Raw genomic sequence first — 26,022 nt, 5'->3', positions numbered from 1 at the left:
CTCCGTGACGGATGGAACGTCCATCCTACCCGCATGCATGCCCGCTGCGTCACGCATTCGCGTCAACGGCAGGGATCGCGCCCCGCATTGCGCTCGTAGGTCGACACGACCTCGTCGTGCTCGCGACCAGGACGCCCGCGCTCGCGTGCGAGGCGCCGGCACGCCTCGGCACGCGGCAACGGTGTTGCCGATACGCTCACCGCGGCCTTGCCGCTCCTCGTGCCCGGTGACGCGCCGCGCACCGTGATCGTCCTGGGACAGCGGCCATGGCGATAGAACACCGACCCATCGTCGGCGCGGCATTGCCACGACGTCGCGGCGCCTGACGCCACGGCGCGCGGACGGTGGGCGGCGTGCACGCGTTCTGGCGTGTGGTCCTGCGTGCTGCGTGCGGACCCGTGGCTCGCCGCCGGGGGCGCTGGGGGTGGGTCGAACGCGATTTCCGACTGCTGTTCGCCCGCGCCGCAGGCGCGATCCTGGTAGGCGATCTGCCCGCGTGCATTGCGACAGCGATAGACCGGATCCGCATGCGCAGGGGTGCCGAGCATCAACCCCAGCAAGGCCGCCCAGCAGGGCGCGATCCGCAGGCATCGACGCATGATCTTCCTCCCGAAAAGACCGGACCATGCTGCGCGACGGGCATGTCGCGCCACGATCGCCCGCGCCGGTGCGATGGCGTAGGATTCCCGCGCGTGCACACGCGCGATGGTTCCGTTCGCACGCGTGCGAACGGCCCGCGCGAAGCCGCGCACCCGGTAGTAGCATCGCGCGCTTCGACGCAGCAGCTCCGAGCCGTGCGCAAGTTCATCCACATCGACATGGACGCGTTCTACGCGTCGGTCGAGCAGCGCGACGATCCGTCGCTGCGCGGGCGGCCGGTCGTCGTCGCCTGGCGCGGCGCACGTTCGGTCGTCTGCGCGGCGAGCTACGAGGCGCGTACCTACGGCGTGCGTTCGGCGATGCCGGCCGTGCGCGCCGAGCGGCTCTGCCCCGACGCGGTCTTCGTGCCGCCGGACTTCGCGCGCTACAAGGCGGTGTCGCAGCAGGTACGCGCGATCATGCTGCGCCACACCGACCTGGTCGAGCCGCTGTCACTCGACGAGGCCTACCTCGACGTGACCGAGCCCAAGTCGGCACTGCCCAGCGCGACCGCGATCGCACGCTCGATCCGCGCCGAGATTCGCGAAGAGACCGCGTTGACGGCATCGGCGGGCGTCGCGCCGGCGAAATTCCTCGCCAAGATCGCATCGGACTGGCGCAAGCCGGACGGCCTGTTCGTGATCCGCCCGCACGAGGTGCAGGCCTTCCTCGAACCGCTGCCGGTCGCGCGCATCCACGGCGTCGGCAAGGTCATGGACGGCAAGCTCGCCGCGCTCGGCATACGCACCGTCGGCGAATTGCGCGCATTCGACGTGCACGCCCTCGAAGCGCGCTTCGGTCGCTACGGCCGGCGCCTGTCCGAACTCGCGCGCGGCATCGACCATGGCGAAGTGCGGCCCGACCGGCCGACGCAATCGATCTCGTCCGAAGACACGTTCGCCGACGACGTGCCGCTCGCCGCGACCGAACCGATGATCCGCGCCCTCGCCGCGCGCACCTGGGCGGCGACGCGCCGCACCGAGCGCATCGGCCGCACGGTCGTGCTCAAGCTCAAGACGCGCGAGTTCCGCATCCTCACGCGCAGCCGCACGCCGGAGACACCGCCACAATCGGCCGACGAACTCGTCGCCATCGCACTCGCCCTGCGCGAACAGGTCGCGTTGCCGCCGGCGACGCTGTACCGCCTCGTCGGCGTCGGCCTCGCCAATTTCTGCGACCCCGACGACACGCCGACGCAACCGGCGCTGTTCGCGTGACGCACCGTCGTCTCTCGCTGGAATGAAAGCGGAAAAGCCTGAAACACGGCGCACACGGGGAAAGCAATACAAGGGGTGATGCAGGCCCGCCTTCGTGTGCTCCATGTTTCCGCCCCTTTCACGCCGCTCCTCAGCGCAGCTGGATCGCCGGGCCGTGCGGCGCGATCGCGCAGGTGAGGTCGGGCGAGGCCGGGCGCGGTGCCTGCGATGCCTTCGGCGCCGGCGCGGCCTTAGGTGCGCCGCGCACGGTGAGCAGCACGCCGGCGAGCGTGACCGCACCGCCGGCGATCGCGAGCACGCCCATGGTCTGGCCGAGCCAGAGCCAGGCGAGCACGCCGGCGATCAGCGGCTGCGCATAGAGGAAGCTCGAGACGATCGAGACCGGTGCGCGTGACAACGCGAAGCTCCAAGCGATGTAGCCGAGCACGGTCGGGCCGACACCGAGCCAGATCGCGCTGGCGACTTGCGCTGCCGATGCGGCGGCGAGCTTCTCCGGCAGGTGCAGGCCGAACGGCAACAGGCCGAGCGTGCCGACGAAGATGCTCGCCGCCGTGAAACCGAGCGGCGTCGTCCGCTGCAGCAGCGGCTTCTGGAATACGAAGTAGATGCTCGTCGCGAACACCGCGACCAGCACGAGCAAGGCCATCGGTTCGAAACGGATCGCATGGCCGGAACCGAACGTCACGAACAGCGCGCCGACGAACGCGATGGCGAGGCCGACGAGCACGCGCCGACCCAGGCTTTCACCGAGGCGTAGCGCGGCGAGTGCGGCGACGACCCCCGGTGCGATCGACATGATCACGGCGGCCGAGCCGGCCGGCACGCGCGTCATCGCATAGCCGAGCGCGAGCTGATAGAGGGTCATGCCGAGCAGCGCGAGCACGACGACGGCGACCCAGTCGCGCCGCGGCGGCAGGGCGATCCAGCCGGACGCGACCGGCACCGCGAAGATCGCGGAGGCGACGAGGAAGCGCAGCAACGCGAGCTCCGCAGGCGCGAACGCCTGCAGTCCATAGGAGATCGCCGGGAACGCCGACGACCAGACGAAGATGGTCGCCGCGGCCGCGAGCAGCGGCAGCGCGGCGAGGAAGGGACGGTTGCGGATGTCCATGGGAGCCTCAGCTGTGGAGTGCATGGCGGCCGAGCGGGCGACCGTCACGCGCAAGCGCGCCGTGCTTCGGCGCGCGGATGGATGGGTGGTGATCGGCGGGCGCATCGCGGCGCGGCACGCCCGACCACACCGGTTGCGTCGGGTAGCCCCTGAGACCCAGGAGACCACCGGCGATGGCATTCAATTCCTTCAACATGGCACTGGCTCCGACGACTTGCGGGATTGGCCCGACAAGCGCGACGATAGGCCGATTCGGCATGGCGCAGTAGCGACATGTTTGATAACCAGACTTGAGGTTTATTCAAGATGGATCGCGCTCCGCTCAATGCGCTGCAGGTGTTCGTGACCGCCGCGCGCGCGGGCAACATGACGCGCGCCGCCGAGCGACTGCACTTGACCGTGAGCGCGCTGAGCCACCAGGTGCGCCTGCTCGAACAACGCCTCGGCGTCACCCTGTTCGTGCGCGGCCCGCGCGGGCTCAAGCCGACGGCGGAGGGCGCGATGCTGCTGCAGCGCGTCGGCGCGCACCTGGACGCGATCGACGACGCGCTGCAGCCCCTGCGCGCGCGCCGCGACTGCGTGCTCGGCATCAGCGCGTTGCCGTCGCTGGCCTCGAGCTGGCTGGTGCCGCGCCTGCCGCGCTTCGTCGAGCAGCACCCGGACTTCGAGTTCAACCTCGATTCGTCGGTCGAACGCATCGACTTCGCCGACGGCCGCTTCGACGGCGCACTGCGCTACGGCCCGGGCCACTGGGACGGCGTCACCGCCGAGCTGCTGTTCGAGGAATGGCTGACCCCGGTCGCGAGCCCCGCCCTGCTGCAGGGCCGCCGCCCGCCGCGCCTGGACGAACTCGGCGACTGGCCGCTGTTGAGCCCGGATGATCCGTGGCCGCGCTGGTTCGGCCAGTTCGGCGGCAAGGAACCGAAGCGCTACATCGCGACCTTCAGCGATTCGGACACCCTGCAGCGCGCGACCGTCGAAGGCATGGGCATCTCACTCGGCCGCGCGACGCTGATGCGCCCGCTGGTCGAAAGCGGTCGCCTCGTCGTGCTGTTCCCCGAGCGCATGAAGGCGCGCTACGCGCACTACCTCGTCTATCCCGAGCGGTCGGTCCGCCACAAGGGTTTCCAGGCCTTCCGCGACTGGCTGCATGCGGAAGCCGCCGCATTCCGCGCCAGCGGCGCCGCCGATGCGATGCCGGTCGCCGCGCGCACGCAAGGCGGCAAGGACGCCAAGTCCGCACGCTTGGCGCGAACGGCGCGGTCACGTCGCACCTGATTCATTCCCGGGCGCAGCGGCGAATCCCACCGACAACCGCCGTGCCGAGGGGCTTGGTCGCCCCCGTGCAGGCATGGCGCCGAATGCGGGACCTGCGTCGAGGCTGCGCATCGCATCGTCGACGCTGTGCCAGCACGACACCCCGTCTTCGTCGAACGGTGCATCGACGCAGAACGCTCCTGAAACCGGCGAGGCCAGTGCATCGATCCATTTGCCCAGCCACGTCCGCAATACCTGCGCTCTCGCCCTGCCTGCCGGTGGCACCCGCATCGTCGCGAAGACGATCGTCGCGTGCCGTGATCGTGCGAGCCACGCGCCGAAGTCGGCGAAGTCTACGCACGGCATGCCTTCGTTGCGTAACCCTCGCAGAAAACGGACGAGCGCGATGATCCCGGCGATCCGCTCGCGCTCGCCGAAGGGTATGCGACATGTCGATGCATCGCGCGACCAGTGCCGGTCGCTACTCTGGTAGAGGAATGCGCTGGGAGACGGTTCCGCACCATCGGTAGCGAGGACCATGGACATCGACTGCAACATGGCGGCACGCACCGACACGAGCACGAGGTCCGGGCGCCAATGCGCCAGCGAACCACGCGGCTCCGCTGCGGCTGCACGCCCACCGTCCACATTCAACTGCGCGCACCCGGCGGCCATGAGCGGCCGGCGGAAGCGCCATGCGCTCGCACTGTCGGTGAGCAGCAGCACGCGCGCCCGCCGGTCACCGAACCACTCACGCGAAACATGCCATCGCATCTTCGTCTCTCCGATCCGCCGGCAGCTCCGGCGACCGTAGAACGCTCGACCCGGCCTTTCGCGTTGGTTGCGGGCGGCCGCGGCCAGTGCAACGATGAATCCAGGAGGGTCGAACCGTGGCCATCGCATCCGATACGACGCGCCGGCTCGAACAGCTGCGCGCAATCCTTGCCGCGCGCCGCCGCCAGCTGGATTCGGATCGCGCGCGCCTCGCGCCGGACTTCAATGCATTGCAGTTCCTGCGAACCGACGAATACGGACTGTCGGCTATCATAAGGGAGCTGCTCGATCCACGCGGCACGCACGGGCAAGGCGCCTCCTTCCTCGAGTTGTTCGCCAAGGAGCACCTGGCGGACTGGAAGATCGAGCCCGCAGCATTGGGGTCGGCTGAGCCGAGACTCGAAGAGTCGACCCGACACATCGAGGCTTCGCGGCGACGAATCGACATCTGTCTCCAGTGGCAGGATTCCATCGTCGGCATCGAGAACAAACTCCACTGCGCACAAGAACAGGAAGGCCAAGTGGAGGCGTACCTCGAGCATCTCGGGAAGGAATGCTCGCACCATCGGCTGATATACCTCACGCGCGACGGTTCGATTCCCTCGGAGAAGAGCATCCCGGCATCGGGGCGCGTCGCGGCCTTGGCGGCGGATGGTCCGCCTACGCTGCGTTGCATTGGCGCCGCCGATCTGGCGAAGTGGGTCGATCGATGCGCGCATGTCTGCGAGGCCGAACGGGTGCGCGCCTTCCTGCACGACGTTTCCGATTACATTCGCACCGAGCTGCTCGGAGAGGAGCGCATGGAAGAACAGCGGTCGGTCGTCGACTGGTCAGTCAGCAACGCGGAGAATTTCTCGGCCGCGATGGCCGTGTTGCGTTCGCAAGAAGCCATACGCAATCGCCTGTTCGTGAAATTGAAGGACCATCTCGTCACGGACGTCGCGCGAACCCCTCTGCTGCGAGCGTGGCATGTCGGCGATTGCGGCGATTCGGGCGAGCCCTACCAGGTCTGGATACGACCAACGTCGAACGCGAGGTACGGGATACGGTACAGCCTGAAGGAGGGCATCATCGGCATATGCCCCCAGGACGACCGACCGCACGACCGGGAACTCGAGGATGTCGCGCGTGCGCTCGAGGCGCGCTGGAAAGGAAAGTCGAGCCAACGCTGGCCCTGGTTCAAGGATTTCGAAATCAGTGGCAGGACCGGAGAAGGCCTCACCCGTGTCCTTGCCAAGACACTGGACCCGGCCGGAAACAACCTCGCCGCGCGCGTGCTTGACGAATTCACCCGGATCGCGATGCTGCTGGACGAGAAGGGACTGGTGCTTCGATTGCAGTGACGCCCCGGTCACGCAAGCCGCTTCGGTGAACATCAGGCTGCGCAGAGGCTCTTCTTCTTCGCCGCATCACGCAGCACGCCGTCGATGTAGTAGTCGAGCAGGTTGCGCGCGAGCTCTTCGCCGGCGGCGGGGATCAGCGATTGCGCATCGCGCATCCAGCCGTCGATGCACGCGGCTTTCGCCGCCTTCCCCGCGCTGCACGCGAGCAAGTGGTCGAATGCCGTGCGATAGACGCGCAACTGCACGCGCGTGAGCGGCGCGCCGTGGCCGGGCACGAGGCGCTCGAAGTCGACTTTCGCGAGGTGACCGAGCGCGGCCTGCCAGCGCGCGGGACAGGCGGTGTCGAACAGCGGCGCCGGCAACGTGACGAGATCGCCGGCCGCGAGCGTGCGCGTGGCCGGGTCGAACAGCCAGACATCGCCCGCGGTGACAGCGCGCGTCTCGAAGCCGACCAGCAGGCGGCGGCCCGCGACCATGCGCGTGCCGCCGCGCGTGATGCGCTCGTCCGGATACAGCGCGGCACCGGCGTCGAGGAGGGCGAGCTCGCCGCGCAGCGCAGTCGCCTGCGCCGCGTCACCGGCGGGTTTGGCCAGCACCTGCTCGATCTGCTCGCGGTACCTGGCGAGGAAGCCGTGCATCGCCTGCTCGATCGCGCCGCTCGCGTGCACGCGCGCGCCGGGACACGCCTCGCGCAGGCGCGCATTGCCGCCGACGTGGTCGAGGTGCCAGTGGCTGTTGAAGATCGCGGTGACCGGCAGCGCACGCGTGTGAGCATAGGCGATGATCGCGTCGGTGTGCGCGGCATGCCGGCCCGTGTCGAACACGATGAGCGCGCCGGCGCCATCGAACACCACCGTATTGCCGTCAGGCTGCTCGCCCGCGACGAAGCGGCCGGGCACGAGGTGCACGCCGGGCGCGAGGTCCCCGGCCGCGGCAAGGGTGGCCGCGAGACAGCTCGCGGCGAGGCAGGAGAGGATCCGGCGCAGCATCGGCGTGCTCCACGAAACGATGCCGCGAGCGTCCCGCGCGCATGGCCTCGTGGCACCTGCCATTCGTCCCGGAGCGCGCGCCATTGCGACGAGGCGAAGCCGCGGCACGCCGGACGCCCGGTCACCGGCGTGGCGTGCCGCGTCACGCGCGCGGCGTGGCGGTCCCGCCGTCACCGCGCGCGGCGCGCTCGACGAGCCAGAGCATGCCGGCAAGCGCGAGCCAGGCAAGGAAGAACGGCCAGCGCGGCAGCGCGACGACACGGGTGTCGTGCCCGGCCGGTTCGCCCGGACCGACGAGCAGGCGCGTCGCGTCGTGAGCGGCGGCGGCGGCGAGTGCGGGCGCATCGTCGCGCGCGCGCACGTGCACCGGATGGCGGTGCGCGGCGTCGACGAGCACGTGCCAGCCCGCCTGTGCCGGCCACCAGGCGGCGCAGCGCTCGCCGGCTTGCTCGACGACCGCGAGTGGCCTGCGCTCGCCCGCCGGCGATTCGACCACGGCGCCGTCCCCGATGCCGCACAACGCGGCGCGTTCGTCGACGCGTGCCTGCACCGGCAGGCGTGGCGACGCCTTCGCGTGCGGCCGCGCCAGCGTCGCGAGCGCGTCGCTCCACAACGTGCCGTAGCGCGCGCGCTCGCCCGCGAGCGCGAGGCGGAATGCATCGTCGAGCCACCAGAGCCCCACGCGCCCGCGGCCGCGCACGCGCCAGGCGGCGAGCGTCGAACCATCGTCGGCGCGCAGCAGCGGCGCCGCGTCGCTGGCCTGCACGTCGATAGGACGGCGCGTGAACGGAAGCCGCGCATCGCCGCCGCCGCGCGCACGATCGACCGCGACCGCCACCGCCTCCTGCCCGCTCGCACGCACCTCGAAGCCGAGCCCGGCCCAATCGCGCGCGACCCCGGCCGGCAGCGGACCGGTCATGCGCAACAGCAGGCCGAGGCCGTCGTCGACCGCGGCGAGCAGGGCGGCTTTGGGCGCGGCGCCGAGCGCCGCCCATGCGCGCTCGTCGACGAGCGCGACGTCGGTCGCGGCGAGCATCGCCGCATCGAGCGTGGTTCCGCCCTCGACCAGCGCGACGCCTTCGCTGAGTGCAACGCGGCTGTCGAGGCGCACGCCGGCATCGACGGCCCAGCGGCGCAGGTACTTGAGTTCCGCATCGGGTGCGCCGGCGAGCACGAGCAGGGCGAGCGGCTCGCCGTCGCGCACCGATACCGGTACCTCGATCTCGTCGATGCGGCTGCCGTTCGCGTCGCTCGCCCGCAGGCGCAGCGACAGCGTGCCCGCCGCCCGCGCGCTGGTCGCGAGGGTGAAACCGCCGTCGGCATCGGCGCTCGCGCTCGCGACCGTCGCGCCGGCGGGATCGAACAAGTCGATGCGTGCGCCGGGCGCGCCTTCGACGCGGCCGCCGATGCGCAGGGCATGGCCGGCGAGCGCTTCGCGTGGCGCGTCGAGCGCGACGAAGCCACGCGGCAACGGCGCCGCATCGAAGGCGACGACGCGCCCGCGTGCTGCGTCGCGGTCGCGCGCGGGCAGGCCGCCGCCGACCACGCGCACGCGCGAGGCGTCGGCATGCCGGCGCAGCGCGCCGGCGAGATCGGGCACGCGCTCGATCGCAGGCGGTGCATCTACGCCGGGCAACGCGACGACGTCGTCGCCGCGACCGAGCGCGGCGATCTGCGCCGCGGTCGCGCGCGGCGTCAGCACGACGAGTTCGCCGGCGCGATGCGCCTCGCGCATCGGCGGCGGATACAGGCAGGACCAGAGTGCGGTCGCGGCCAGCACCTGCAACACGATGCGCGCGATGCGATGCGCCCGGCCATCGCGCGCACTGCGCCACGCGGCGAAGGCGACGCCGGCCGCGAGCAGGAGGGCGACGAAACCCGGCGTACTCATCGCACCGGCTCCCGGGCATCGAGCGCGTCGAGATAGGCCCGGCTCGCCGCATCGGGCGCGGGACGCGTCGTCGCCGCGGCGGGCACGCCCGGCAACAGCGGCCACAGCGCTGCCTGCAGGTCCCGGCGGCAGTCGAGGCAATCCGCTTCCCGGTGCGCGCGATCGAGCGCGGCGAGTACGCCGAGCACGTCGGGCCCGTCGCCGTGCGCGGCGAGCGCGCGTTGTGCCGCGTCCCAGTCGGCCTCGCCGCGGCCGTCGAGCGCCTGCCACAGCGCGACCAGCGCGGCGTCGCCCGCCGGCGCGGGCGCGAGCAAACCTTCACGGTCGGCGAGGTCCTTGCGCTCGCCGCCGAGGCGGCGCGCCTCGTCCGGCACGGGCAATTCGAGGCCGACGCGCGCGAGGTAGATGCGCGTCGCCTGCTGTACCTGCTTGATGTAGTCGAGCGCGCGCTGCTCGTACGGCAGCGCCTGCGCGGGCGCGCCCTGGCGCAGGTGCAGTTCGGCCTGCCACATCTCGCCGAGCGCGGCTTTCAGCGTCGCGCGCGTATCCGGATCGATCAGGGTCGACGCCTCGGCGATGTCGTGCACGTGGCCGTAATCGGCGACGACGTCGCCGGCTTCGCCGAACCTCGCCGCTGCACCCGGCCGCGCCTGCTCCCGCGCTTCGTGCGCGGCGGCGAGCGCGCCGGCCTGCGTGTCGGCGCCGCCGACCGCGCCTTCGGGCGCGTGTTCGGCGTGCCCTTCCGCTTCCTCGCCGAGGAACTGGCCGTAGCGCAGGCGCAGCAGCTTCTGGTCGACGCCGATCGTGTCCGAGCGCGCGAGGAACTTCGCATCGTCGAGCTGCGCGCGCTCCGCCAGCAGCGCTTGCGTGTCGATGATGATCTGCCGCTGGCTGCGGAAGTAGGCCGGCATCGTCTTCTGCACGATGCCGTCGAGGCCGGCGCCGTCCTTCGACGGATCGGCCGGCCAGCGCAGGATCAGGCTCGGGCTGCGCGTCGCATTCGGTTCGGGTGCGCGGTTGTCGGTGACCGTGACCTTCGCGACGACGTCGTCGCCCTTGGAAAAACCAAGGGCCGCCAGATCGAGCGTGTGGGCATATCGCAGCACCACGCGCGGCCCGGCACCGCCCCCCTTCCGCATCGCGGGAGAGGAGGGAGCCGTCTGCGCAGCAGACGGTGGGGCGAGGGCGGCTTCCGCGGGCATTCCAACCAACTCGACCGCCTGCTCCTTGAACGCGATGTTCTCGCCGCTGCCTTGCGCATGCGTGACGACGAGTACGGCGCGCGCGATACCGTAGTCGTCGCTCGCTTCGAATGCGAGCGGCCAGATCTTCTGCTGCGGCTCGGCGAGCACGAGCGTCTTGTCCGGCGAGAGCACGCGGATCTCGGGCGCCTCGTCCGCGATCGCGTCGATGCGGTGCAGGCGATCGTCGGCGGGCGCGGGCGCGGGCGCGCCGTCGACGACGATGCGATAGAGCATCGACGCGGCGAGCGTCACCTCGCCACGCCAGTCGTCGCCCTCGCGTCGCAGCTCGACGCGACGACCGTCGTGCAGCGCGAGTGCGACGCGCGTCGGTTGCGGCGCGAAACGCAGCCGCCAGCGCAAGCTCGAATCCTGCGGCGCTTTCGCGTCGAGCGACGACTCGTGCCGCTCCGGCAGGCGCGTGTACGACGGCGGCGCGATCACGAGCTCGACCGCCTCGACCCGCGTCGCGTCCGCGCGCGCGGAGGCCGCCGCGGTGGCCGGCGCCGGGGCGCCGTCGCGGCGCGACGCGGACGCGAGCGCGGCGATCGCGAGCAGCAGCGCGGCGAGCGCGATGCTCGCGCCGAGTGCACGCCACGGCCACGGCGCGCGCAGGTCGAGGTCGAGCCGGTCGAGCCGCTGCAGCAGGCGGTCGCGTTGCAGCGACTCGATGCGGGCGAGTGCACCAGGCTCGCGGAACAACAGCTCCGTGCTGTCCTCCATCGCCGGCGCGCGCGCGTCGATGGCCCGCGCGAGCCAGCGCGCGTCGATGCCGCGCGCGATCCGCCGCAGTGCGACGCCGAGCGCCACGGTCGCCGCCGCGGCAAGACCGGTCGCCGCGCGCGCACCGCACACGCGGTCGAACACGACGCTGCAGGCGACCAGCGGCGGCAGCGCGAGCGCGCAGGCGACGAGGCACCGCCGTCCGACCGCCGCACGGCGCAGGCGATCGATGCGCGGATCGAGGCTCATGGGGCGACCTCGCGCGGCACGTGCGTCGCGAGCACGCGCTCGACCAGGAACAGGAAGGCCACCAGCAGCGCGATTCCGGCATCGAGCGACCGTCGCGCACCTGCCGGCGCACTGACGTCGGCCTGCGCGGCACCGGGAACGGCCACGGGCTCGTACGCGGCGGCGTCGGCGCGGTCCGGCGCGACCGCCGCGCCACGCAGCGCGTCACGCAGCTGCGTGGCGAAACCGGCGTCGAGGACGATCGGCATCCGCGCCGGCGACAGCACATCCGGCACCGCGACGACGCGCCCCGCACCGAGCGGGCGCGAGCGCGCGAGGACGTCACCGGCGTCGTCGCGCCAGAGCGGCTCTCCCTGCGCATCGTGCGTGACGAGCGCGACGCCGCCGCGCTCGATCCACGCATCGACCTCGGCGGGTCGCGAAGGCGCGAGCCACGCGAGCCACCGCGCGTCCGCGGGCATGCCGCGGGCGGCCGGTGCGGCGTCGAGCACGTAGCGACCGGGCTCGCGCGCGTTCCAGGCCGCGACTGCGGCGCGCAGGTACGGCAATGCGCTTGCCTCTTCGTCGGCGTAGCGCACGGCGAAGCGGACCGTTCCAGGCTCCGCGCTTGCCGCGGCCGCGGCGCCATCGACGATGCGCCAGTCGAGCGCATGGACGAAGTGGGGGCGCTCGCCGTCGAGCCCGGCGAGCGTGCGCGGCACGACGACCCGCAACACCGCGCCTTCGGGCAGGCTCGCATCGGCTTCGCGCAACAGGCTCGCGAGCGGTACGGCCGTGTCGGCGAGTGGCTGCTCGATGGACGGGAACGACGGCGCGAGCCAGCGCAGGTCGAGGCCGGGGCGGTCGAGTGCCGCGCGCGCCATCGACGGCGCGACGCCGGGAACGACGAAGGCGCGCGCGACGGGCGTCGTTTCGATGTGCTCGAGCACGGGCCGGGCGAGCAGCAGCGCGAGTGCGACGAGCAGCAGCAGGCGCACGAGCAGCAACCAGGGCCGCTCGAAGCGGATGCGGCGTCGTGGCGGCGAATCCGCGCCGATCCAGCGCAGTGCGGCGAATTCGGTGCGCTCGAGCTGCAACCGTCGCACGAGATGGATGAGGATCGGCAGCGCGCATGCGGCGAGCGCAGCAAGGCCGACCGGCGCGAGCAGGGCGAAGCTCATGTCGCCTCGCCGACGGGATCCGACGCGCGTGCACCGAACAGGCGACGCAGCGGCAGGTCCGCGGGCTCGTCGAGCACGTACTCGGCATGACGGATGCCGCGCGCGGTTAACCGGCGCGCGAGCTCCGCGCGCGCCGCGGCGAAGCGGGCGAGGAAATCCGCACGCGCGCGACCGGCCTCGACGCGGCGCTCGGCCGGCGACTCGGGGTCGACGAAGCGATGGCCGCCCTCGAACGGGAAGTCGCGTTCGTCCGCGCCGATCAACTGGATGCTCGCGACCTCCCGGCGTGCGGATGCCAGGCGCTCGGCGAGCACGACGGCCGCTTCGTCGAAGAAGTCCGACAACAGCACGACCAGCGACGACGGCGCGACGCGTTCCCACAGCGTGCGCGCCGATGCCTCGCCCGGCCATGCGCCGGCCGGCCGGCACTGCACGAGTTCTAGCACGCAGCGATCGCGCTGGCGTGCGCCGCCACCCGCGGGCACGACGCGCGGCGCATCGCCGCCGAGGACGACGAGGCCGAAGCGGTCGCCCTGGCGCAGCGCGAGTTCGATCACGCAGGCGGCGAGCGTCTTCGCGGCGTCGAGCTTGCTGCGCCCGGGTTGCGCGCGGTCGGCCTGGCGCATCGACGCGCTCGCGTCGACGATGATCCACGCGGTCAGCGGACTGTCGCGCTCGGCCTCGCGCACGAAGAAGCGATCGGAGCGCGCATACAGCTTCCAGTCGATGCGCCGCGGTTCGTCCCCGGGTTCATAGGCGCGGTATTGCGCGAACTCCAGGCCGGCGCCGCGGCTGCGGCTGGAATGCTGGCCGAGACCGTCGCCACCCGCATGGCTGCGCAGCGCGAGGCGCAGCTCACGCAGGCGTGCGCGCACGTCGGCCGGCACCAGCACCGGCGTCGTCACGGCGCGCGCCTCGCGGCGCGACCGATGCGGCCGAGGTGCGTGTCACCGAAGCCGCTCGCGTACTTAAGGCCGTAGCCGAGCGCACGGTCGAATCCCACGTGGGCGATCCAGATCAGGCCGGCGACGAGCAACGCGGGTTGCGCGAGCAACCGGCCCGCGACGAAGCACGCGATCGCGCCGACATGGGCGTGCGTCGCGTTGTAGCAGCAAGCTCCGACGCGTGGCCCGGCGAGGTAGCCGAGGAAGGCGAGGTCCGGTGCGAGGAAGCAGAGCGCGAACACGCCCCAGCCGTAGCCCGATTGCGCGTAGAGCCAGCATGCGGCGAACAGCACGCATGCGCCTTCCACGCGCAACAGTGCACGCACGCCGCCTTCGGCCGCACCGCTCATCGCCGTCCGCTCAGTTCGGCGCCGGCAGCGCGCGCAGGAGGGCGGCGACGACGTCGTCGCTGCTGCGCTGCTCCGCCTCGGCGGCGAACGACAGCAGCAGGCGATGGCGCAGCACCGGCGCGGCGAGCGCGCGGACGTCCTCGCGCGTCGCGGCGAGGCGGCCATGGATGAGCGCGCGCGCTTTCGAGGCGAGCACGAGCGACTGGCCCGCGCGCGGACCCGCTCCCCAGCGCACCCAGTCGCGCACCTCGGCGATCGTGCTCGCCTGCGGGCGCGATGCGCGCACGAGGCGCGTGATCCAGGCGAGCAGGTCGTCGCCGACGTGCACGTTGCGCGTGAGGGCCTGCAGCGCGATGACCTCTTCGCCCGTCATGACGGGCTCGATGCGCGCGCTCGCCGAACCGGTCGTCTGCGCGAGGATCGCGCGTTCTTCCGCCTCATCCGGATAGTCGACGCGCACATGCAGCAGGAAGCGGTCGAGCTGCGCTTCCGGCAGGGGATAGGTGCCGGCCTGTTCGAGCGGATTCTGCGTCGCCAGAACGAAGAACGGCTGCGGCAGGCGATGCGTCGTCCCGGCGTAGCTGATCGTGCGTTCCTGCATCGCCTCGAGCAGCGCCGACTGCGTCTTCGGCGGCGTGCGGTTGAGCTCGTCGGCGAGCAGCAGGTTGGTGAACACCGGGCCCTGCTGGAACTTGAAGTAGCGCTTGCCGGTGCCGTGGTCCTCCTCGAGGATCTCGGTACCGACGATGTCGCTCGGCATGAGGTCGGGCGTGAACTGCACGCGGCAGAAATCGAGCGCGAGCGCTTCGCCGAGCGAGCGCACGAGCAGGGTCTTGCCGAGACCCGGAACGCCCTCCAGCAGGCAGTGCCCGCCCGCGAGCAGGCCGATCAGCAGCTGCTCGACGACCCCGGCCTGGCCGACGATGACCTGCGCGATCGCCTCGCGGAGCGCAGCGAGCTTGCCGAGTTGCTGCTGGATGGACTGTTCGTCGGTCATGCGGAGGTGCTCGGGTATTCGCGGAATGGAAAGAAGGCAAAAGCTTGAAACACGAAGGACACGAAGGACACGAAGACAAGCAACAGGTCAAAAGCCTGAACACGGAGCACACGGAGCACGCGGAGGAAGAGCCCTTCAGATGAAGGAGCTCTCCGTCTTTTGCTGTCTCCGTGTGCTCGGTGTTTCAATCTTCATCTTGATCCTTCTTCGTGTCCTTCGTGTCCTTCGTGTTTCAGTCTTTAAGCTCCGGAACAATCATGCGGTCAGCGCGTACACGACGACGTTGACCGCGAACTTCGTGTTGTCTTCGGCGAGGAAGCGCTTGTTGCGCCAGTCGTAATCCCATTCGCAGCCGTAATCCTTGTTGCTGTAGAGCACGCCGAGGCGGCCGTCGACCTCGATGCCCTTGAGGTACTCGTGGACGAGGTCGTCGCCCCAGCCGTTGAGCTCGAACGCGGTGTTCGGCGGGCCGTCGAAGCGGAAGAAGCTCGTGAACAGCGGATGCGTCTTCGGCAGCTTCTTCAGCGCGTCGGCGCCGAAGATCGTCGCCATCTCCTGCTCGAACGACTTCGCGAACAGACCGTCGACGTCGTGGTTGCAGTCGTCGACGAGGACGAAGCCGCCGGCACGCACGTAGCGCTCGAAGTTGCGCCGCTCGTCCGGGTTGAACTCGACGAGCTTGTGCCCGGCGAGGTAGCAGAACGGCTGGGTGAGCATGCGAGCGTCGGCGAGCGGCAGCACGCGCTCGCGCGGATCGACGCGCAAGGTCGTGTACTGGATCAGCGCGTCGAGCAGGTTAGACGGCATGCGCGCATCGACGTCCCAGTCGCCCGACTCGTACATGAGGCGGGTGAACCAGAAGTCGTAGGAGCCGGGAATGGAGAGTGGGGAATCGGGAATGGGAGCCGCTTCGCGCGCCCGCGCCGCCGGCGCAATCGCGAGGCCCGCGGCACCGGAAAACATCAGGCGGAGGAACTCGAAGCGGGTCATGCACCAACCTGGCGTCGGGAACCGGGAACAGGAATCGGCTGCCGCGGTGCTTCGCAGCCGCTTCAGGATTTCCTATTCCCGATTCCCCATTCCCTATTCCCGTCCTTCAAACCGCATCCGACAACGACGTGAACGTGAAGTCGCGGATCTTCAGCGGCGGGATCATCATCACGAACGGCGATTCGTCGTCGGCGACGCGTACCGGCTTGCCGATTTCCTCGATGTTGTTGAGCATGATCGCCGGCGACTCGTTGAAGCGGAAGTTCTTGATCGGGTATTTGATCTCGCCGTCCTCGATGTAGAACGTGCCGTCGCGGGTGAGGCCGGTGAGCAGCACGGTCTGCGGATCGACGAGGCGGATGTACCACGTGCGCGTCACGAGCACGCCCTTCTTCGTGCCCTTGACCAGGTCCATCGTCGACTTGTCGCCGCCGACCATGATGAGGTTGCCGGGCTGGCCGATCGCCTTCTTGCCCTGCTTCTGCGCCCAATAGCGCGAGTACTGAAGGTATTCGACCTTGCCCTTGGTGATGATCGGCGTGCGCTCGCGGGCGAGGCCGTCGTTGTCCCACGGCAGCACCGCGGCCTGCTCGTCCCAAGGGTCGGCGTACATCGTGACGCGCTCGTCGAACAGCTTCTCGCCGAGCTTGTTGCCGCCGCCCTTCTTCGACAGGAAGCTGCGGCCCTCGTCGGACTGGCGCGCGTCGAACCCGAACATCATGAACGAGATCAGGCCCGCACTCGCCGCCGGTTCCATGATCACGGTGTATTTGCCGGGCTCGAGCGCCTTCGCGTCGACCGAGCCCCTGGCCTTGCCGATCGCGGTCTGGATCTCGCTCTTCGCGTCGAATTTCGATACGTCGCCGAGGTTGCGCGCGACCCAACCCGAACCGTGGCCGTCTTCGGTGCGCACCGTGCAGGTGAAATCGATGCCGCTCGTCTTCTGGTAGCCGAAGTTGCCCTTGCTGTTGGCGATCGCCGAAAAGGCCTGGCTGTCGGTGAAGAAGCCGGCGGCGACGAGCTTGTCCTTGCGGCACGGCTCGATGCACGCGGCGGCGACGCTGGCGCGGTACTCGGGCGTGATCGCGGCGGTCTTCTCCGAAAACGTGCTGCTCGCCTTGTAGGCCTGCTTGTCGATCGTCGGCATGAATTCGGGGTTTTCCGGCGCGAGGCGCGCGAGCTCCTCGGCGCGGCGCACGACCGCCTCGATCGACGCGTCGTCGAAGCTGTTGGTGGTGGCGGTGCCGACGCGCTTGCCGAAGGCGACTTCGACCGCGAGATCGCAGTCGCTGACGCGCCCGCTGGTCGACACGCTGTTGAGCGCATAGCGGATGTTGCCGTTGAAGCCGCCGTTGAGCGTGGCGCTGCACTGGTCCGCCTTCGACGCCTTGATCGCCTTGTCGAGGATCGCCTTGGCCTGTTCTTCGGTGTAGATGCTCATCGCTGTGTTCTCCGCTTCGCTCAGCCGAGGCTGCGCGCCGTGTTGATGACGTTGGCGCCGTTGAAGCGCGCGGTGCTCGAGCCGTGCGAGACGGCCGAGACCTGGCCCGGCTGGCCCTTGCCGTCGAAGAACGAGCCGCCGAAGCGGTAGTCCTTCTCGTCGCAGACCGCCGCGCACGAATTCCAGAATTCCGGCGTGCGCATCTGGTAGGCGACGTCCTCGAGCGGCTGCGTGATCTTGCCGTTCTTGATTTCGTAGAACAGCTGGCCGCCGAACTGCGCGTTGTAGCGCTGCTGGTCGATCGAGAACGAACCGTCACCGATGATGTAGATGCCGTTTTCGATGTCCTTGATCATGTCGTGCGGCGACATCGCCTGCTTGCCCGGCGCGAGCGAGACGTTGGCCATGCGCTGGAACTGCACGCTCGACCAGGAGTCGGCATAGCAGCAGCCCTGCGATTCCTTGAGACCGAGGATGTGCGCCTGGTCGCGGATGACCTGGTAGTTGACCAGGATGCCGTCCTTGATGAGGTCCCAGCGCTGCGTCTTGACGCCTTCGTCGTCGTAGCCGACCGCGCCGAGCGTGCCCTTCTGCACCTTGTCGGCGAAGATCGTGACCTTGTCGCTGCCGTACCTGAACTTGTCGCGCCACTTGTCGAGCGTCGCGAAACTCGTGCCGGCGTAGTTCGCCTCGTAGCCGAGCACGCGGTCGAGCTCGAGCGGATGGCCGACCGACTCGTGGATCGTCAGCCACAGGTGCGAGGGGTCGAGCATGAGGTCGTACTTGCCCGGCTTGACCGTCTGCGCGGTGAGCTTCTCCTTCGCCTGCTTCGCCGCGGCGATCGCGTCTTCCTTCATGTCGTAGGAATCGCCGTAGACGATCGCGCCGCCAGGCAGCTCGACCCTGTCGGACTTGTTGCCGTCGAGGTATTCGAAGCCCATGCCGCGCGGCGCGGAAAGCCCGGCGCGGATGCGGAACTTGCCGGTCTTCTGGTCGACCGCGGTGACCTGCATCGGCGCCCAGATGCGGTGCACGTCCTGGTCGATGTAGGAGCCGTCGGTCGAAGCGAAGTACTTCTGCTCGTTGACGAGGAACAGGATCGAATTGATGAAGTTCGCGCCGGCCTGCATCGCCGCGGCATTGACGCCGAGCAGCAGGTCGACCTTGTCCTTGATCGGCACTTCCATCGAGTTCTTGACGATCGGCGTGGCCCAGCTGACCTCGCCGACGCCCTTGACCGGGGCGAGCTCGACCGGCTTGGCCTGGATCTTCGAGTTCGCCTTGGCGATCGCGACGGCTTCCCTCGCCGCCCGGGCGATCGCGTCCGCACTCATGTCGCTGGTCGCGGCGAAGCCCCAGGTGCCCTTGGCGATGACGCGTATGCCGATGCCGCTCGACTCGGTGTTGACGACGTTCTGCACCTTGTCTTCGCGCGTGATGACGAACTGGCGCAGGTAGCGGCCGATGCGCACGTCGCAGTAGCTCGCGCCGGCGGACCTGGCCGCGTTGAGCGCGATGTCGGCGAACTTCTTCTTGGTCGCGACGTCGAGCCTGGTGAGCAGGGCCTCGGCCGCGATCACGCGGCCATGCATCGCCGGCAGCAGCAGGCTGCCGAGACCGATGCCGGTCATCTTGAGGAAGTCACGCCTTTCCATCTGTCCCTCCGGGTTCGTTCGCCGCACACGCGCGTCGGTCGATCTTGTCGGATGGGCTCATGCCTTGATACGTGCCAAACGGCATGGCTGCCGGCGCGCCGGCCTGCGCCCGCGGGACGACCCGCGCTCCGGCCGTGGTCCGGCCGCGGGCGCGGCGACACGGCTTGCTAGACTTGCGCGCATGGAAATCTCCAAGACCTTCCGCATCGAAGCCGCGCACCGGCTGCCGAACGTGCCGGCCGGGCACAAGTGCAGCCGCCTGCACGGGCACTCGTTCGCGATCGCGATCCACGTGAGCGGCCCCCTCGATCCCGAACTCGGCTGGGTCATGGACTACGCCGACCTCAAGGCCGCGTTCGCGCCGCTGTACGACCAGCTCGACCACCGCTACCTCAATGAGGTGCCCGGCCTCGAGAACCCGACCAGCGAGCAGCTCGCGCGCTGGATCTGGGAGCGTCTCGCCCCGCGCCTGCCGCTGCTCTCCAAGGTGGTCGTCAACGAGACCTGCACGACCGCCTGCGAGTACCGCGGCAAGGACTGACTGATCTGCGGCGGCGCCGCACAGCCCGCCCGAGGCGCCCAATTCACTGAATTGAAACGAAACGACTGGATGATTGCCCGGCCGGCCGGGGTGTTTGCGCATCAATCTTGTTGCATCGCAACAAAGAACCTGCTAGGATGCCGTCCAACACTCCCCAATACCGCAGAGGTATCGAACATGTTCGAGCAGATCAACACGCAGTCCCTTGCGCTCGGCAAGAGCTATGCCGATGCCTTCGTCAAGGCGCAGGGCCTCGCCCTGGCCGGTTTCGAGCGCATCACCGAGCTGAACCTCAAGACCTTCGAGGACCGCGTCAAGGCGTCGGTCGAGTTCTGGACCGAAGCCGCCGAAGTGCGTGATTTCGAAGGCGCCAAGGCGATCTCGGCCAAGGGCGTCCAGCTCGCCAAGGAGAGCGCCGAGAAGCTCTACGCGAACAGCCAGGAAGTCCTCGGCGTCTCGCTGAAGACCTCCGAAGCGATCGGTTCGCTCGCGAAGTCCTCGTTCGAGTCGGTCAACGAGACCGTCACGGACACGCTGAACAAGACCGTCAAGGCCGCCAAGAAGGCCGCCTGATCGGGCAAGTCCCCAGAAAGACGCCGCCGCTACTCCCCTTGGCGCGGCGTCGACCTCGAAAGGCCGGGCTCTCTCCCGGCCTTTTTTTCGCCTGCAGCGCGGCGGCCTGCAACGGGCCGCGCGCGCCCACGGGCGGGCGCAGTGCGACAAGATGTCGCGCTGATCACCCACCGCGCCCGCCCCGATCTTCAGCGGCGGAGTTCGGGGCAACCGGCCCCACGGACGAGGTACCGCGGTGCGTACAAGCGTGGTCGCGACCTCCAGCAAAAACAGGCACTTGTGCATGGGCCACCGTCGCGCGCAGGACCACCGCCGACGCGCGCGCACGCCGGGCCGGTTCCGGCTGGCGGGCCGGGCGCCCACCGCGGCGCCCGGCCATACTCCTTTTGTTGATTGCGGCGTATACGCGCCGCTTGATAAACTGCGCGGCCTTTTGGAGAGGTGGAGCGCGCCGGGACGCGCGCCGCGACGAACCCTCCACCGGCGGGAGCTCCCAGTGCGTAATTCCATCGCCCACGGCTGGCACGTGGCGGCTCGCACGGCAGTCCTGCAGTTCGGCGCAACCTTCGTGGTATCGCTGGTGGTGGCGGGGTTCGGCTGGCGCGGGGGGCTCGCTGCCCTGGTGGGCGGGACCATCGTCTCCGCGGGCAACGTTTTGTTCGCACTGCGCCTGTTCGGCCGCGGCATCGCGCCGCCGCGCAGTGTACTGCGCTCCGCCTGGGCGGCGGAGGCACTGAAGTGGTTCTGGCTGTGCGCGACGCTGTATCTCGCGATAGCCGTGTGGAAGCTGCCGTTCGTCGGGCTCATTGCCGGCGTGCTGGCGGCGCAGTTCGCGTTTTGGATCGCCCTCATCGCAACCAGGTAGAACGATGGCCACCGAAGAAGCCGCCGGCTCGGTCAACATGACCGAATACATCCAGCACCACCTGCATCACCTGCAGCTGAGCGTGGGCGACGGCGCTTTCATGACGATCAACCTCGACACGCTGTTCTTCACCGTACTCGCCGCGCTGACGTTCCTCGTGTTGTTCGTGCGCGTCGCACGCCGCTCCACCGCCGGCGTGCCGGGCAAGTTGCAATGCGCGATCGAAATGGTGGTGCTGTTCGTCGACGGCCTCGTCAAGGAGACCTTCCACGGCAAGAGCCGCATGATCGCGCCGCTCCTGATCACGATCTTCTGCCTCGTGTTCCTGATGAACTTCCTGGACCTGCTGCCGATCGACCTGCTGCCGTGGGCTTGGGCGAGCGGCCATTCGCTGGCCGGCCACGATCCTGCGCATGCGTACCTGCGCATCGTGCCGACCGCCGACCTGAACACCACGCTCGGCATGGCGCTGGCGGTGTTCCTGCTGATCCAGTACGTCGGCATCAAGAACAAGGGTGTCGGCAAGTTCTTCGGCGAGTTCCTGACCGCGCCGTTCCATGCCGAGGGCATCGTCGGCAAGGTCCTGCTGGTCCTCCCGAATCTCCTGCTGCGCCTGATCGAGGAGTGCGTGCGCCCGGTTTCGCTGAGCCTGCGACTGTTCGGCAACATGTATGCGGGCGAGCTGATCTTCATCCTGATCGCGGTGATGACGCTCGGCAGCAGCCTCGGCACGTTCTCGACGTGGCCCCTCGGCCTCGCCCAGTTCCTCGCCGATTTCGGCTGGACCGCGTTCCACATCCTGATCATCACGCTGCAGGCCTTCATCTTCATGGTGCTGAGCCTCGTGTACCTCAGCATGGCGGCGGAAAGCCACTAGCTCGTGCGTTCGTCCTCGAACGCGAAGATCAACAACCGGCCATTCATGGCCGCGCTGTTCAACTGAAGAGTTTTTCCTTTTTCAACCTTCACCAGAGAACCGGAGACAACCATGGAAACCATCGCCAACGTCGCACAGGTCGCTGATGTGCTGAGCATGACGGTCATCGCTGCGGCGATCCTGATCGGCCTCGGCGCCCTCGGCACCGCGATCGGCTTCGCGATCCTCGGCGGCAAGTTCCTCGAAGGCTCCTCGCGCCAGCCGGAACTGACCCCGATGCTGCAGACCAAGATGTTCATCGTCGCCGGCCTGCTCGACGCGGTGCCGATGATCGGCGTCGCGATCGCGCTGCTGCTGCTGTTCGCGAACCCGCTGCTCGGCCACATCGGCGCCAAGTAAGAAACCGCAGGCATGCGACGGCCGCGCGGCGCGCGGCCCGTCGCTACGCAGGAGCAGACGATGATTCCCAATCTCACCCTGGTCATCCAGGGCCTGGCGTTCTTCGCCGTGGTCCTCATGGTCATGAAACTCGGTTGGCCGCATATCATCGCGGCGATCGAAGATCGCCAGAACAAGATCGCCGAAGGCCTGTCGCAGGCGGAGAAGGCGCGCAAGGAGCTCGCCGATGCCGACGCGCGCGTCGCCGACGAGATCCGCAAGGCGCGCGCGGAAGCGATGCAGATCATCGACAAGGCGCACCAGCAGGCGGCGCAGATCGTCGACAAGGCGCGCCAGGATGCGATCGTCGAGGCGACCAAGCAGAAGGCGATCGCCGCGGCCGACATCGAGGCGCAGGCGCACAAGGCGCGCGAGGAACTGCGCGGCAAGGTCGCCGCGCTCGCGGTCGCCGGTGCCGAGAAGATCCTCAAGCGCGAGATCGACGCGAACGCGCACAAGTCGCTGATCGACCAGCTCGTCACCGAGATCTGACCGATGTCGACCGCCCTCACCTTCGCCCGTCCGTACGCCCGCGCCGCGTTCGAGCTCGCGCGCGCGAACAATGCCCTCGGCGCGTGGGCCGGCAAGCTCGCGTTCGCCGCGCAGGTCGCCGCCGATCCGCGCGTCACCGCGCTGTTCGGCGACCCGCGCGTCGCCCAGGCCGACCTCGCCGCGCTGGTCACGCCGGAAGGCGAAGCGGCCGATTCGCCGTTCGCCGGCTTCGTGCGCCTGCTCGCCGAGAACCGCCGCCTGCCGGTGCTGCCGGAGATCGGCGCGCTGTTCGAGGAGCTCAAGCAGGAAGCCGAGCGCGTGCTCAAGGTGAACGTGCGTTCGGCCACGCCGATCGACGCGAACGAAGCCGCCAAGCTGAAGGAAGCGCTCAAGCGCCGCTTCGGCCGCGACATCGAGATCGAACAGTCGATCGACGCCGACGTGCTCGGCGGCGCGGTGATCGATGCGGGCGACGTCGTCATCGACGGCTCCGTGCGCGGCAGGCTCGCGCGCCTCGGACAGGCGCTCGCGCAGTAAGGAAAATCCGGCCTGCCGGCCACGAACCGGCAGGCCGTCGTTTGCAACGACGTCGGAAGTCAAACGTCGACGATCGATCGAAGCGGCAGCATCGAGAACGATCCGCGACGTTTGACTTTTGACCCCTTGGAACCGTCGCTCGTCGACGAGAGCAGGAACCACAGACCATGGCTACGACGATCAACCCGTCCGAAATCAGCGAGCTCATCAAGAGCCGCATCGAGAAGTTCAAGCTGTCCGCGGAAGCGCGCAACGAAGGCACCCTGACCGGCGTGTCGGACGGCATCGTGCGCATCCACGGCCTCAACGACGTGATGTCGGGCGAGATGGTCGAGCTGCCGGGCAACACCTACGCGCTCGCGCTCAACCTCGAGCGCGACTCGGTCGGCGCGGTCGTGCTCGGCGACTACGAGCACCTGCGCGAGGGCGACGTCGCCAAGACCACCGGCCGCATCCTCGAGGTTCCGGTCGGCCGCGAACTGCTCGGCCGCGTCGTCAACGCGCTCGGCGAGCCGATCGACGGCAAGGGCCCGATCGGTGCCAAGCAGACCTCGCCGATCGAGAAGGTCGCGCCGGGCGTGATCTGGCGCAAGTCGGTCGACCAGCCGGTGCAGACCGGCTACAAGTCGGTCGACTCGATGATCCCGATCGGCCGCGGCCAGCGCGAGCTGATCATCGGCGACCGCCAGACCGGCAAGACCGCGCTCGCCGTCGACGCGATCATCAACCAGAAGAATTCGGGCATCAAATGCATCTACGTCGCGATCGGCCAGAAGCAGTCGTCGATCGCCAACGTCGTGCGCAAGCTCGAAGAGCATGACGCGCTCAAGCACACGATCATCGTCGTCGCCTCGGCTTCCGAGTCGGCCGCGATGCAGTACATCGCGCCGTACTCCGGCTGCGCGATGGGCGAGTTCTTCCGCGACAACGGCGAAGACGCGCTGATCATCTACGACGACCTCACCAAGCAGGCGTGGGCGTACCGCCAGATTTCGCTGCTGCTCAAGCGTCCGCCGGGCCGCGAGGCGTACCCGGGCGACGTGTTCTACCTGCACAGCCGCCTGCTCGAGCGCGCCGCGCGCGTCAACGAGGAATACGTCGAAAAGCACACCAACGGCGCCGTCAAGGGCAAGACCGGCTCGCTCACCGCGCTGCCGATCATCGAGACCCAGGCGGGCGACGTGTCCGCGTTCGTGCCGACCAACGTGATCTCGATCACCGACGGCCAGATCTTCCTCGAGACGGACCTGTTCAACGCCGGCATCCGCCCGGCCGTGAATGCGGGCATCTCGGTGTCGCGCGTCGGTGGCGCGGCGCAGACCAAGATCGTCAAGAAGCTGTCCGGCGGCGTGAAGCTCGCGCTGGCGCAGTTCCGCGAGCTCGCCGCGTTCGCGCAGTTCGCCTCCGACCTCGACGCGGCGACGCGCGCACAGCTCGAGCGCGGCCAGCGCGTGACCGAGCTCATGAAGCAGAAGCAGTACTCGCCGCTGTCGATCGCCGAGCTCGCGCTGTCGGTCTACGCGGCCGAGAAGGGCTTCCTCGACGACCTGCCGCTCAACAAGGTGCTGCCGTTCGAAGCCGCGCTGCACGCGCACTTCCACGCCAACTACGGCGACCTCATGAAGAAGATCGTCGAGACCGGCGACTGGAACAACGACATCGAGGCCGCGTTCAAGAAGGGCCTGGAAGAGTTCAAGAAGACCGGGTCCTGGTAAAGCCGTGATTCGTCATTCGTGATTCGTGATTCGCAACGGCGGATCACGGACGCGAATCACCAATCCCGAATCACCAATCACGAACGAGCGTAGCGAGCAGATGGCAGGCGCAAGAGAAATCCGCACCAAGATCAAGAGCGTCGCGAACACGCGCAAGGTCACGCGCGCGCTCGAGATGGTCTCGGCCTCGAAGATCCGCAAGGCGCAGGACCTCATGAAGGCCTCGCGCCCGTACGCGCGCCTGATGCGCCAGGTCATCGGCCACATCGCGCATGCGAACGTCGAGTTCCAGCACCCGTTCCTGGTCGAGCGCAAGGACGTCAAGCGCGTCGGCTACGTGATCGTGTCGACCGACCGCGGCCTGTGCGGCGGCCTCAACTCGAACATGTTCCGCAAGCTGCTCGGCGAGATCCGCGGCTGGCAGGACAAGGGCGTGGAAGTCGACGTCGTCTGCATCGGCCAGAAGGCGACGCAGTTCTTCCGCCGCCTCAAGGTCAACATGCTCGGCTCGGTCACGCACCTCGGCGAAAAGCCGCAGATCGCCCAGCTGATCGGCGTGATCAAGGTCGTGCTCGACGCCTATACCGACGGCCGCATCGACCGCCTGCACCTCGCCTACAACGACTTCGTCAACACGATGACGCAGAAGGCGACGGTCGACACGCTGCTGCCGCTGCCGCCGTCGCCGGAACTCGCGACCACGCACGCGTGGGACTACATCTACGAGCCGGACGCGGCCACCGTGCTCGAGCACGTGCTGACGCGCTACATCGAGTCGCTCGTGTACCAGTCCGTGCTCGAGAATCTCGCCAGCGAGCACGCCGCGCGCATGGTCGCGATGAAGAGCGCGTCCGACAACGCGACCAAGGCGATCGGTTCGCTCACGCTCGTCTACAACAAGGCGCGCCAGGCGGCGATCACGCAGGAAATTTCCGAAATCGTCGGCGGCGCAGCAGCCGTCTGACGGCGGCTGTGTGATTCGTGATGGGTGATTGCAGGCCGACCGGCTTTAC

Annotated in this window: 26 protein-coding genes; 12 read left to right on the top strand and 14 right to left on the bottom strand. The window is 69.0% G+C overall.

The annotated features are described in order from the left end of the window. Positions 1–62 precede the first annotated feature (62 nt). Positions 63–812, bottom strand: coding sequence for a DUF4124 domain-containing protein (locus tag EV148_RS08135; RefSeq protein WP_199222740.1), 750 nt, complete (start codon positions 810–812; stop codon positions 63–65). Here EV148_RS08135 and dinB point away from each other — a divergent pair. Continuing rightward, a complete protein-coding gene (gene dinB / locus EV148_RS08130; RefSeq protein ID WP_182517759.1) occupies positions 795–1,856 on the top strand; it encodes a DNA polymerase IV in 1,062 nt (353 codons plus the stop codon). The genes EV148_RS08135 and dinB overlap by 18 nt on opposite strands. Positions 1,857–1,986: 130 nt before the next feature. Here the strand turns inward: dinB and EV148_RS08125 are convergent, their stop codons facing one another. Then, positions 1,987–2,967, bottom strand: a complete 981-nt coding sequence (locus EV148_RS08125; protein WP_158287386.1) for a DMT family transporter — start codon at positions 2,965–2,967, stop codon at positions 1,987–1,989. 7 nt (positions 2,968–2,974) lie between these two features. Beyond that, positions 2,975–3,163 carry a hypothetical protein gene (locus EV148_RS18455; protein WP_158287385.1) on the bottom strand — a complete coding sequence of 63 codons (189 nt, stop codon included), beginning with the start codon at positions 3,161–3,163 and terminating at the stop codon, positions 2,975–2,977. A 110-nt stretch (positions 3,164–3,273) separates the two neighbouring features. Here EV148_RS18455 and EV148_RS08120 point away from each other — a divergent pair, with 110 nt between their 5' ends. Continuing rightward, positions 3,274–4,245, top strand: a complete 972-nt coding sequence (locus tag EV148_RS08120) for a LysR substrate-binding domain-containing protein (protein ID WP_131996272.1) — start codon at positions 3,274–3,276, stop codon at positions 4,243–4,245. Here EV148_RS08120 and EV148_RS08115 read toward each other — a convergent pair. Then, the gene (locus EV148_RS08115; RefSeq protein WP_131996269.1) at positions 4,231–4,950 is read right to left on the bottom strand and encodes a hypothetical protein; all 720 of its coding nucleotides are present in this window, start codon (positions 4,948–4,950) and stop codon (positions 4,231–4,233) included. The genes EV148_RS08120 and EV148_RS08115 overlap by 15 nt on opposite strands. 164 nt (positions 4,951–5,114) lie before the next feature. Between EV148_RS08115 and EV148_RS08110 the strand changes: the two genes are divergently transcribed. Beyond that, positions 5,115–6,341, top strand: a complete 1,227-nt coding sequence (locus tag EV148_RS08110) for a PDDEXK-like family protein (protein ID WP_158287384.1) — start codon at positions 5,115–5,117, stop codon at positions 6,339–6,341. A gap of 32 nt (positions 6,342–6,373) precedes the next feature. Here the strand turns inward: EV148_RS08110 and EV148_RS18450 are convergent, their stop codons facing one another. The 10 genes from EV148_RS18450 to EV148_RS08065 all read right to left on the bottom strand — a co-directional run bounded on the left by EV148_RS18450 (position 6,374) and on the right by EV148_RS08065 (position 18,971). After that, positions 6,374–7,330, bottom strand: a complete 957-nt coding sequence (locus EV148_RS18450; protein WP_158287383.1) for an MBL fold metallo-hydrolase — start codon at positions 7,328–7,330, stop codon at positions 6,374–6,376. A 142-nt stretch (positions 7,331–7,472) separates the two neighbouring features. Further along, the gene (locus EV148_RS18445; RefSeq protein WP_158287382.1) at positions 7,473–9,221 is read right to left on the bottom strand and encodes a hypothetical protein; all 1,749 of its coding nucleotides are present in this window, start codon (positions 9,219–9,221) and stop codon (positions 7,473–7,475) included. Beyond that, positions 9,218–11,434, bottom strand: coding sequence for a DUF4175 family protein (locus tag EV148_RS08100; protein WP_131996259.1), 2,217 nt, complete (start codon positions 11,432–11,434; stop codon positions 9,218–9,220). The genes EV148_RS18445 and EV148_RS08100 overlap by 4 nt, the downstream gene beginning before the upstream one ends. Then, positions 11,431–12,594, bottom strand: a complete 1,164-nt coding sequence (locus EV148_RS08095; RefSeq protein WP_131996256.1) for a BatA domain-containing protein — start codon at positions 12,592–12,594, stop codon at positions 11,431–11,433. Before EV148_RS08095 ends, EV148_RS08100 begins: the two co-directional genes overlap by 4 nt. Next, a complete protein-coding gene (locus EV148_RS08090; protein WP_241988024.1) occupies positions 12,591–13,499 on the bottom strand; it encodes a DUF58 domain-containing protein in 909 nt (302 codons plus the stop codon). The genes EV148_RS08095 and EV148_RS08090 overlap by 4 nt, the downstream gene beginning before the upstream one ends. Continuing rightward, positions 13,496–13,888 carry a DUF4260 domain-containing protein gene (locus EV148_RS08085; RefSeq protein ID WP_131996253.1) on the bottom strand — a complete coding sequence of 131 codons (393 nt, stop codon included), beginning with the start codon at positions 13,886–13,888 and terminating at the stop codon, positions 13,496–13,498. The genes EV148_RS08090 and EV148_RS08085 overlap by 4 nt, the downstream gene beginning before the upstream one ends. Before the next feature lie 10 nt (positions 13,889–13,898). Then, positions 13,899–14,885: an AAA family ATPase gene (locus EV148_RS08080; RefSeq protein WP_131996250.1), complete on the bottom strand. Its 987-nt coding sequence runs from the start codon at positions 14,883–14,885 to the stop codon at positions 13,899–13,901. Between the two features lie 255 nt (positions 14,886–15,140). Continuing rightward, positions 15,141–15,875, bottom strand: coding sequence for a DUF4159 domain-containing protein (locus tag EV148_RS08075; RefSeq protein ID WP_131996247.1), 735 nt, complete (start codon positions 15,873–15,875; stop codon positions 15,141–15,143). Positions 15,876–15,981: 106 nt separating this feature from the next. Then, complete coding sequence (locus EV148_RS08070; protein WP_131996244.1) at positions 15,982–17,316, bottom strand: TldD/PmbA family protein; 1,335 nt, start codon at positions 17,314–17,316, stop codon at positions 15,982–15,984. 20 nt (positions 17,317–17,336) lie between these two features. Further along, a complete protein-coding gene (locus tag EV148_RS08065; protein WP_131996241.1) occupies positions 17,337–18,971 on the bottom strand; it encodes a TldD/PmbA family protein in 1,635 nt (544 codons plus the stop codon). Between the two features lie 181 nt (positions 18,972–19,152). Between EV148_RS08065 and queD the strand changes: the two genes are divergently transcribed. The 9 genes from queD to atpG all read left to right on the top strand — a co-directional run bounded on the left by queD (position 19,153) and on the right by atpG (position 25,973). Further along, positions 19,153–19,512 (top strand): 6-carboxytetrahydropterin synthase QueD, encoded by a 360-nt coding sequence (gene queD / locus EV148_RS08060; RefSeq protein WP_131996238.1) that lies wholly within the window; start codon positions 19,153–19,155, stop codon positions 19,510–19,512. Positions 19,513–19,689: 177 nt separating this feature from the next. Beyond that, on the top strand, positions 19,690–20,085 hold the full coding sequence (locus EV148_RS08055; protein ID WP_158287381.1) for a phasin family protein: 396 nt from the start codon (positions 19,690–19,692) through the stop codon (positions 20,083–20,085). Positions 20,086–20,581: 496 nt separating this feature from the next. Continuing rightward, positions 20,582–20,950, top strand: coding sequence for an ATP synthase subunit I (locus EV148_RS18440; RefSeq protein ID WP_158287380.1), 369 nt, complete (start codon positions 20,582–20,584; stop codon positions 20,948–20,950). 4 nt (positions 20,951–20,954) lie between these two features. Then, positions 20,955–21,827 carry a F0F1 ATP synthase subunit A gene (gene atpB / locus EV148_RS08045; RefSeq protein ID WP_131996229.1) on the top strand — a complete coding sequence of 291 codons (873 nt, stop codon included), beginning with the start codon at positions 20,955–20,957 and terminating at the stop codon, positions 21,825–21,827. 111 nt (positions 21,828–21,938) lie between these two features. Then, positions 21,939–22,226, top strand: a complete 288-nt coding sequence (atpE, locus tag EV148_RS08040) for a F0F1 ATP synthase subunit C (protein WP_277871135.1) — start codon at positions 21,939–21,941, stop codon at positions 22,224–22,226. A 60-nt stretch (positions 22,227–22,286) separates the two neighbouring features. Next, positions 22,287–22,757, top strand: coding sequence for a F0F1 ATP synthase subunit B (locus EV148_RS08035; protein ID WP_131996226.1), 471 nt, complete (start codon positions 22,287–22,289; stop codon positions 22,755–22,757). 3 nt (positions 22,758–22,760) lie between these two features. Then, entirely contained in the window at positions 22,761–23,294 is a 534-nt protein-coding gene (locus EV148_RS08030) for a F0F1 ATP synthase subunit delta (RefSeq protein ID WP_131996223.1), read from the top strand. Positions 23,295–23,461: 167 nt separating this feature from the next. After that, entirely contained in the window at positions 23,462–25,009 is a 1,548-nt protein-coding gene (gene atpA / locus EV148_RS08025) for a F0F1 ATP synthase subunit alpha (protein WP_131996220.1), read from the top strand. A gap of 100 nt (positions 25,010–25,109) precedes the next feature. Further along, a complete protein-coding gene (gene atpG, locus EV148_RS08020; protein ID WP_131996217.1) occupies positions 25,110–25,973 on the top strand; it encodes a F0F1 ATP synthase subunit gamma in 864 nt (287 codons plus the stop codon). Positions 25,974–26,022: the final 49 nt, after the last annotated feature.

Origin of the sequence: Dokdonella fugitiva (assembly GCF_004342425.1) — a bacterium.
Taxonomy (GTDB): domain Bacteria; phylum Pseudomonadota; class Gammaproteobacteria; order Xanthomonadales; family Rhodanobacteraceae; genus Dokdonella_A; species Dokdonella_A fugitiva.
Note: the sequence above shows the minus strand (reverse complement) of the source record. Positions and strands in the feature narration are given on the sequence as shown.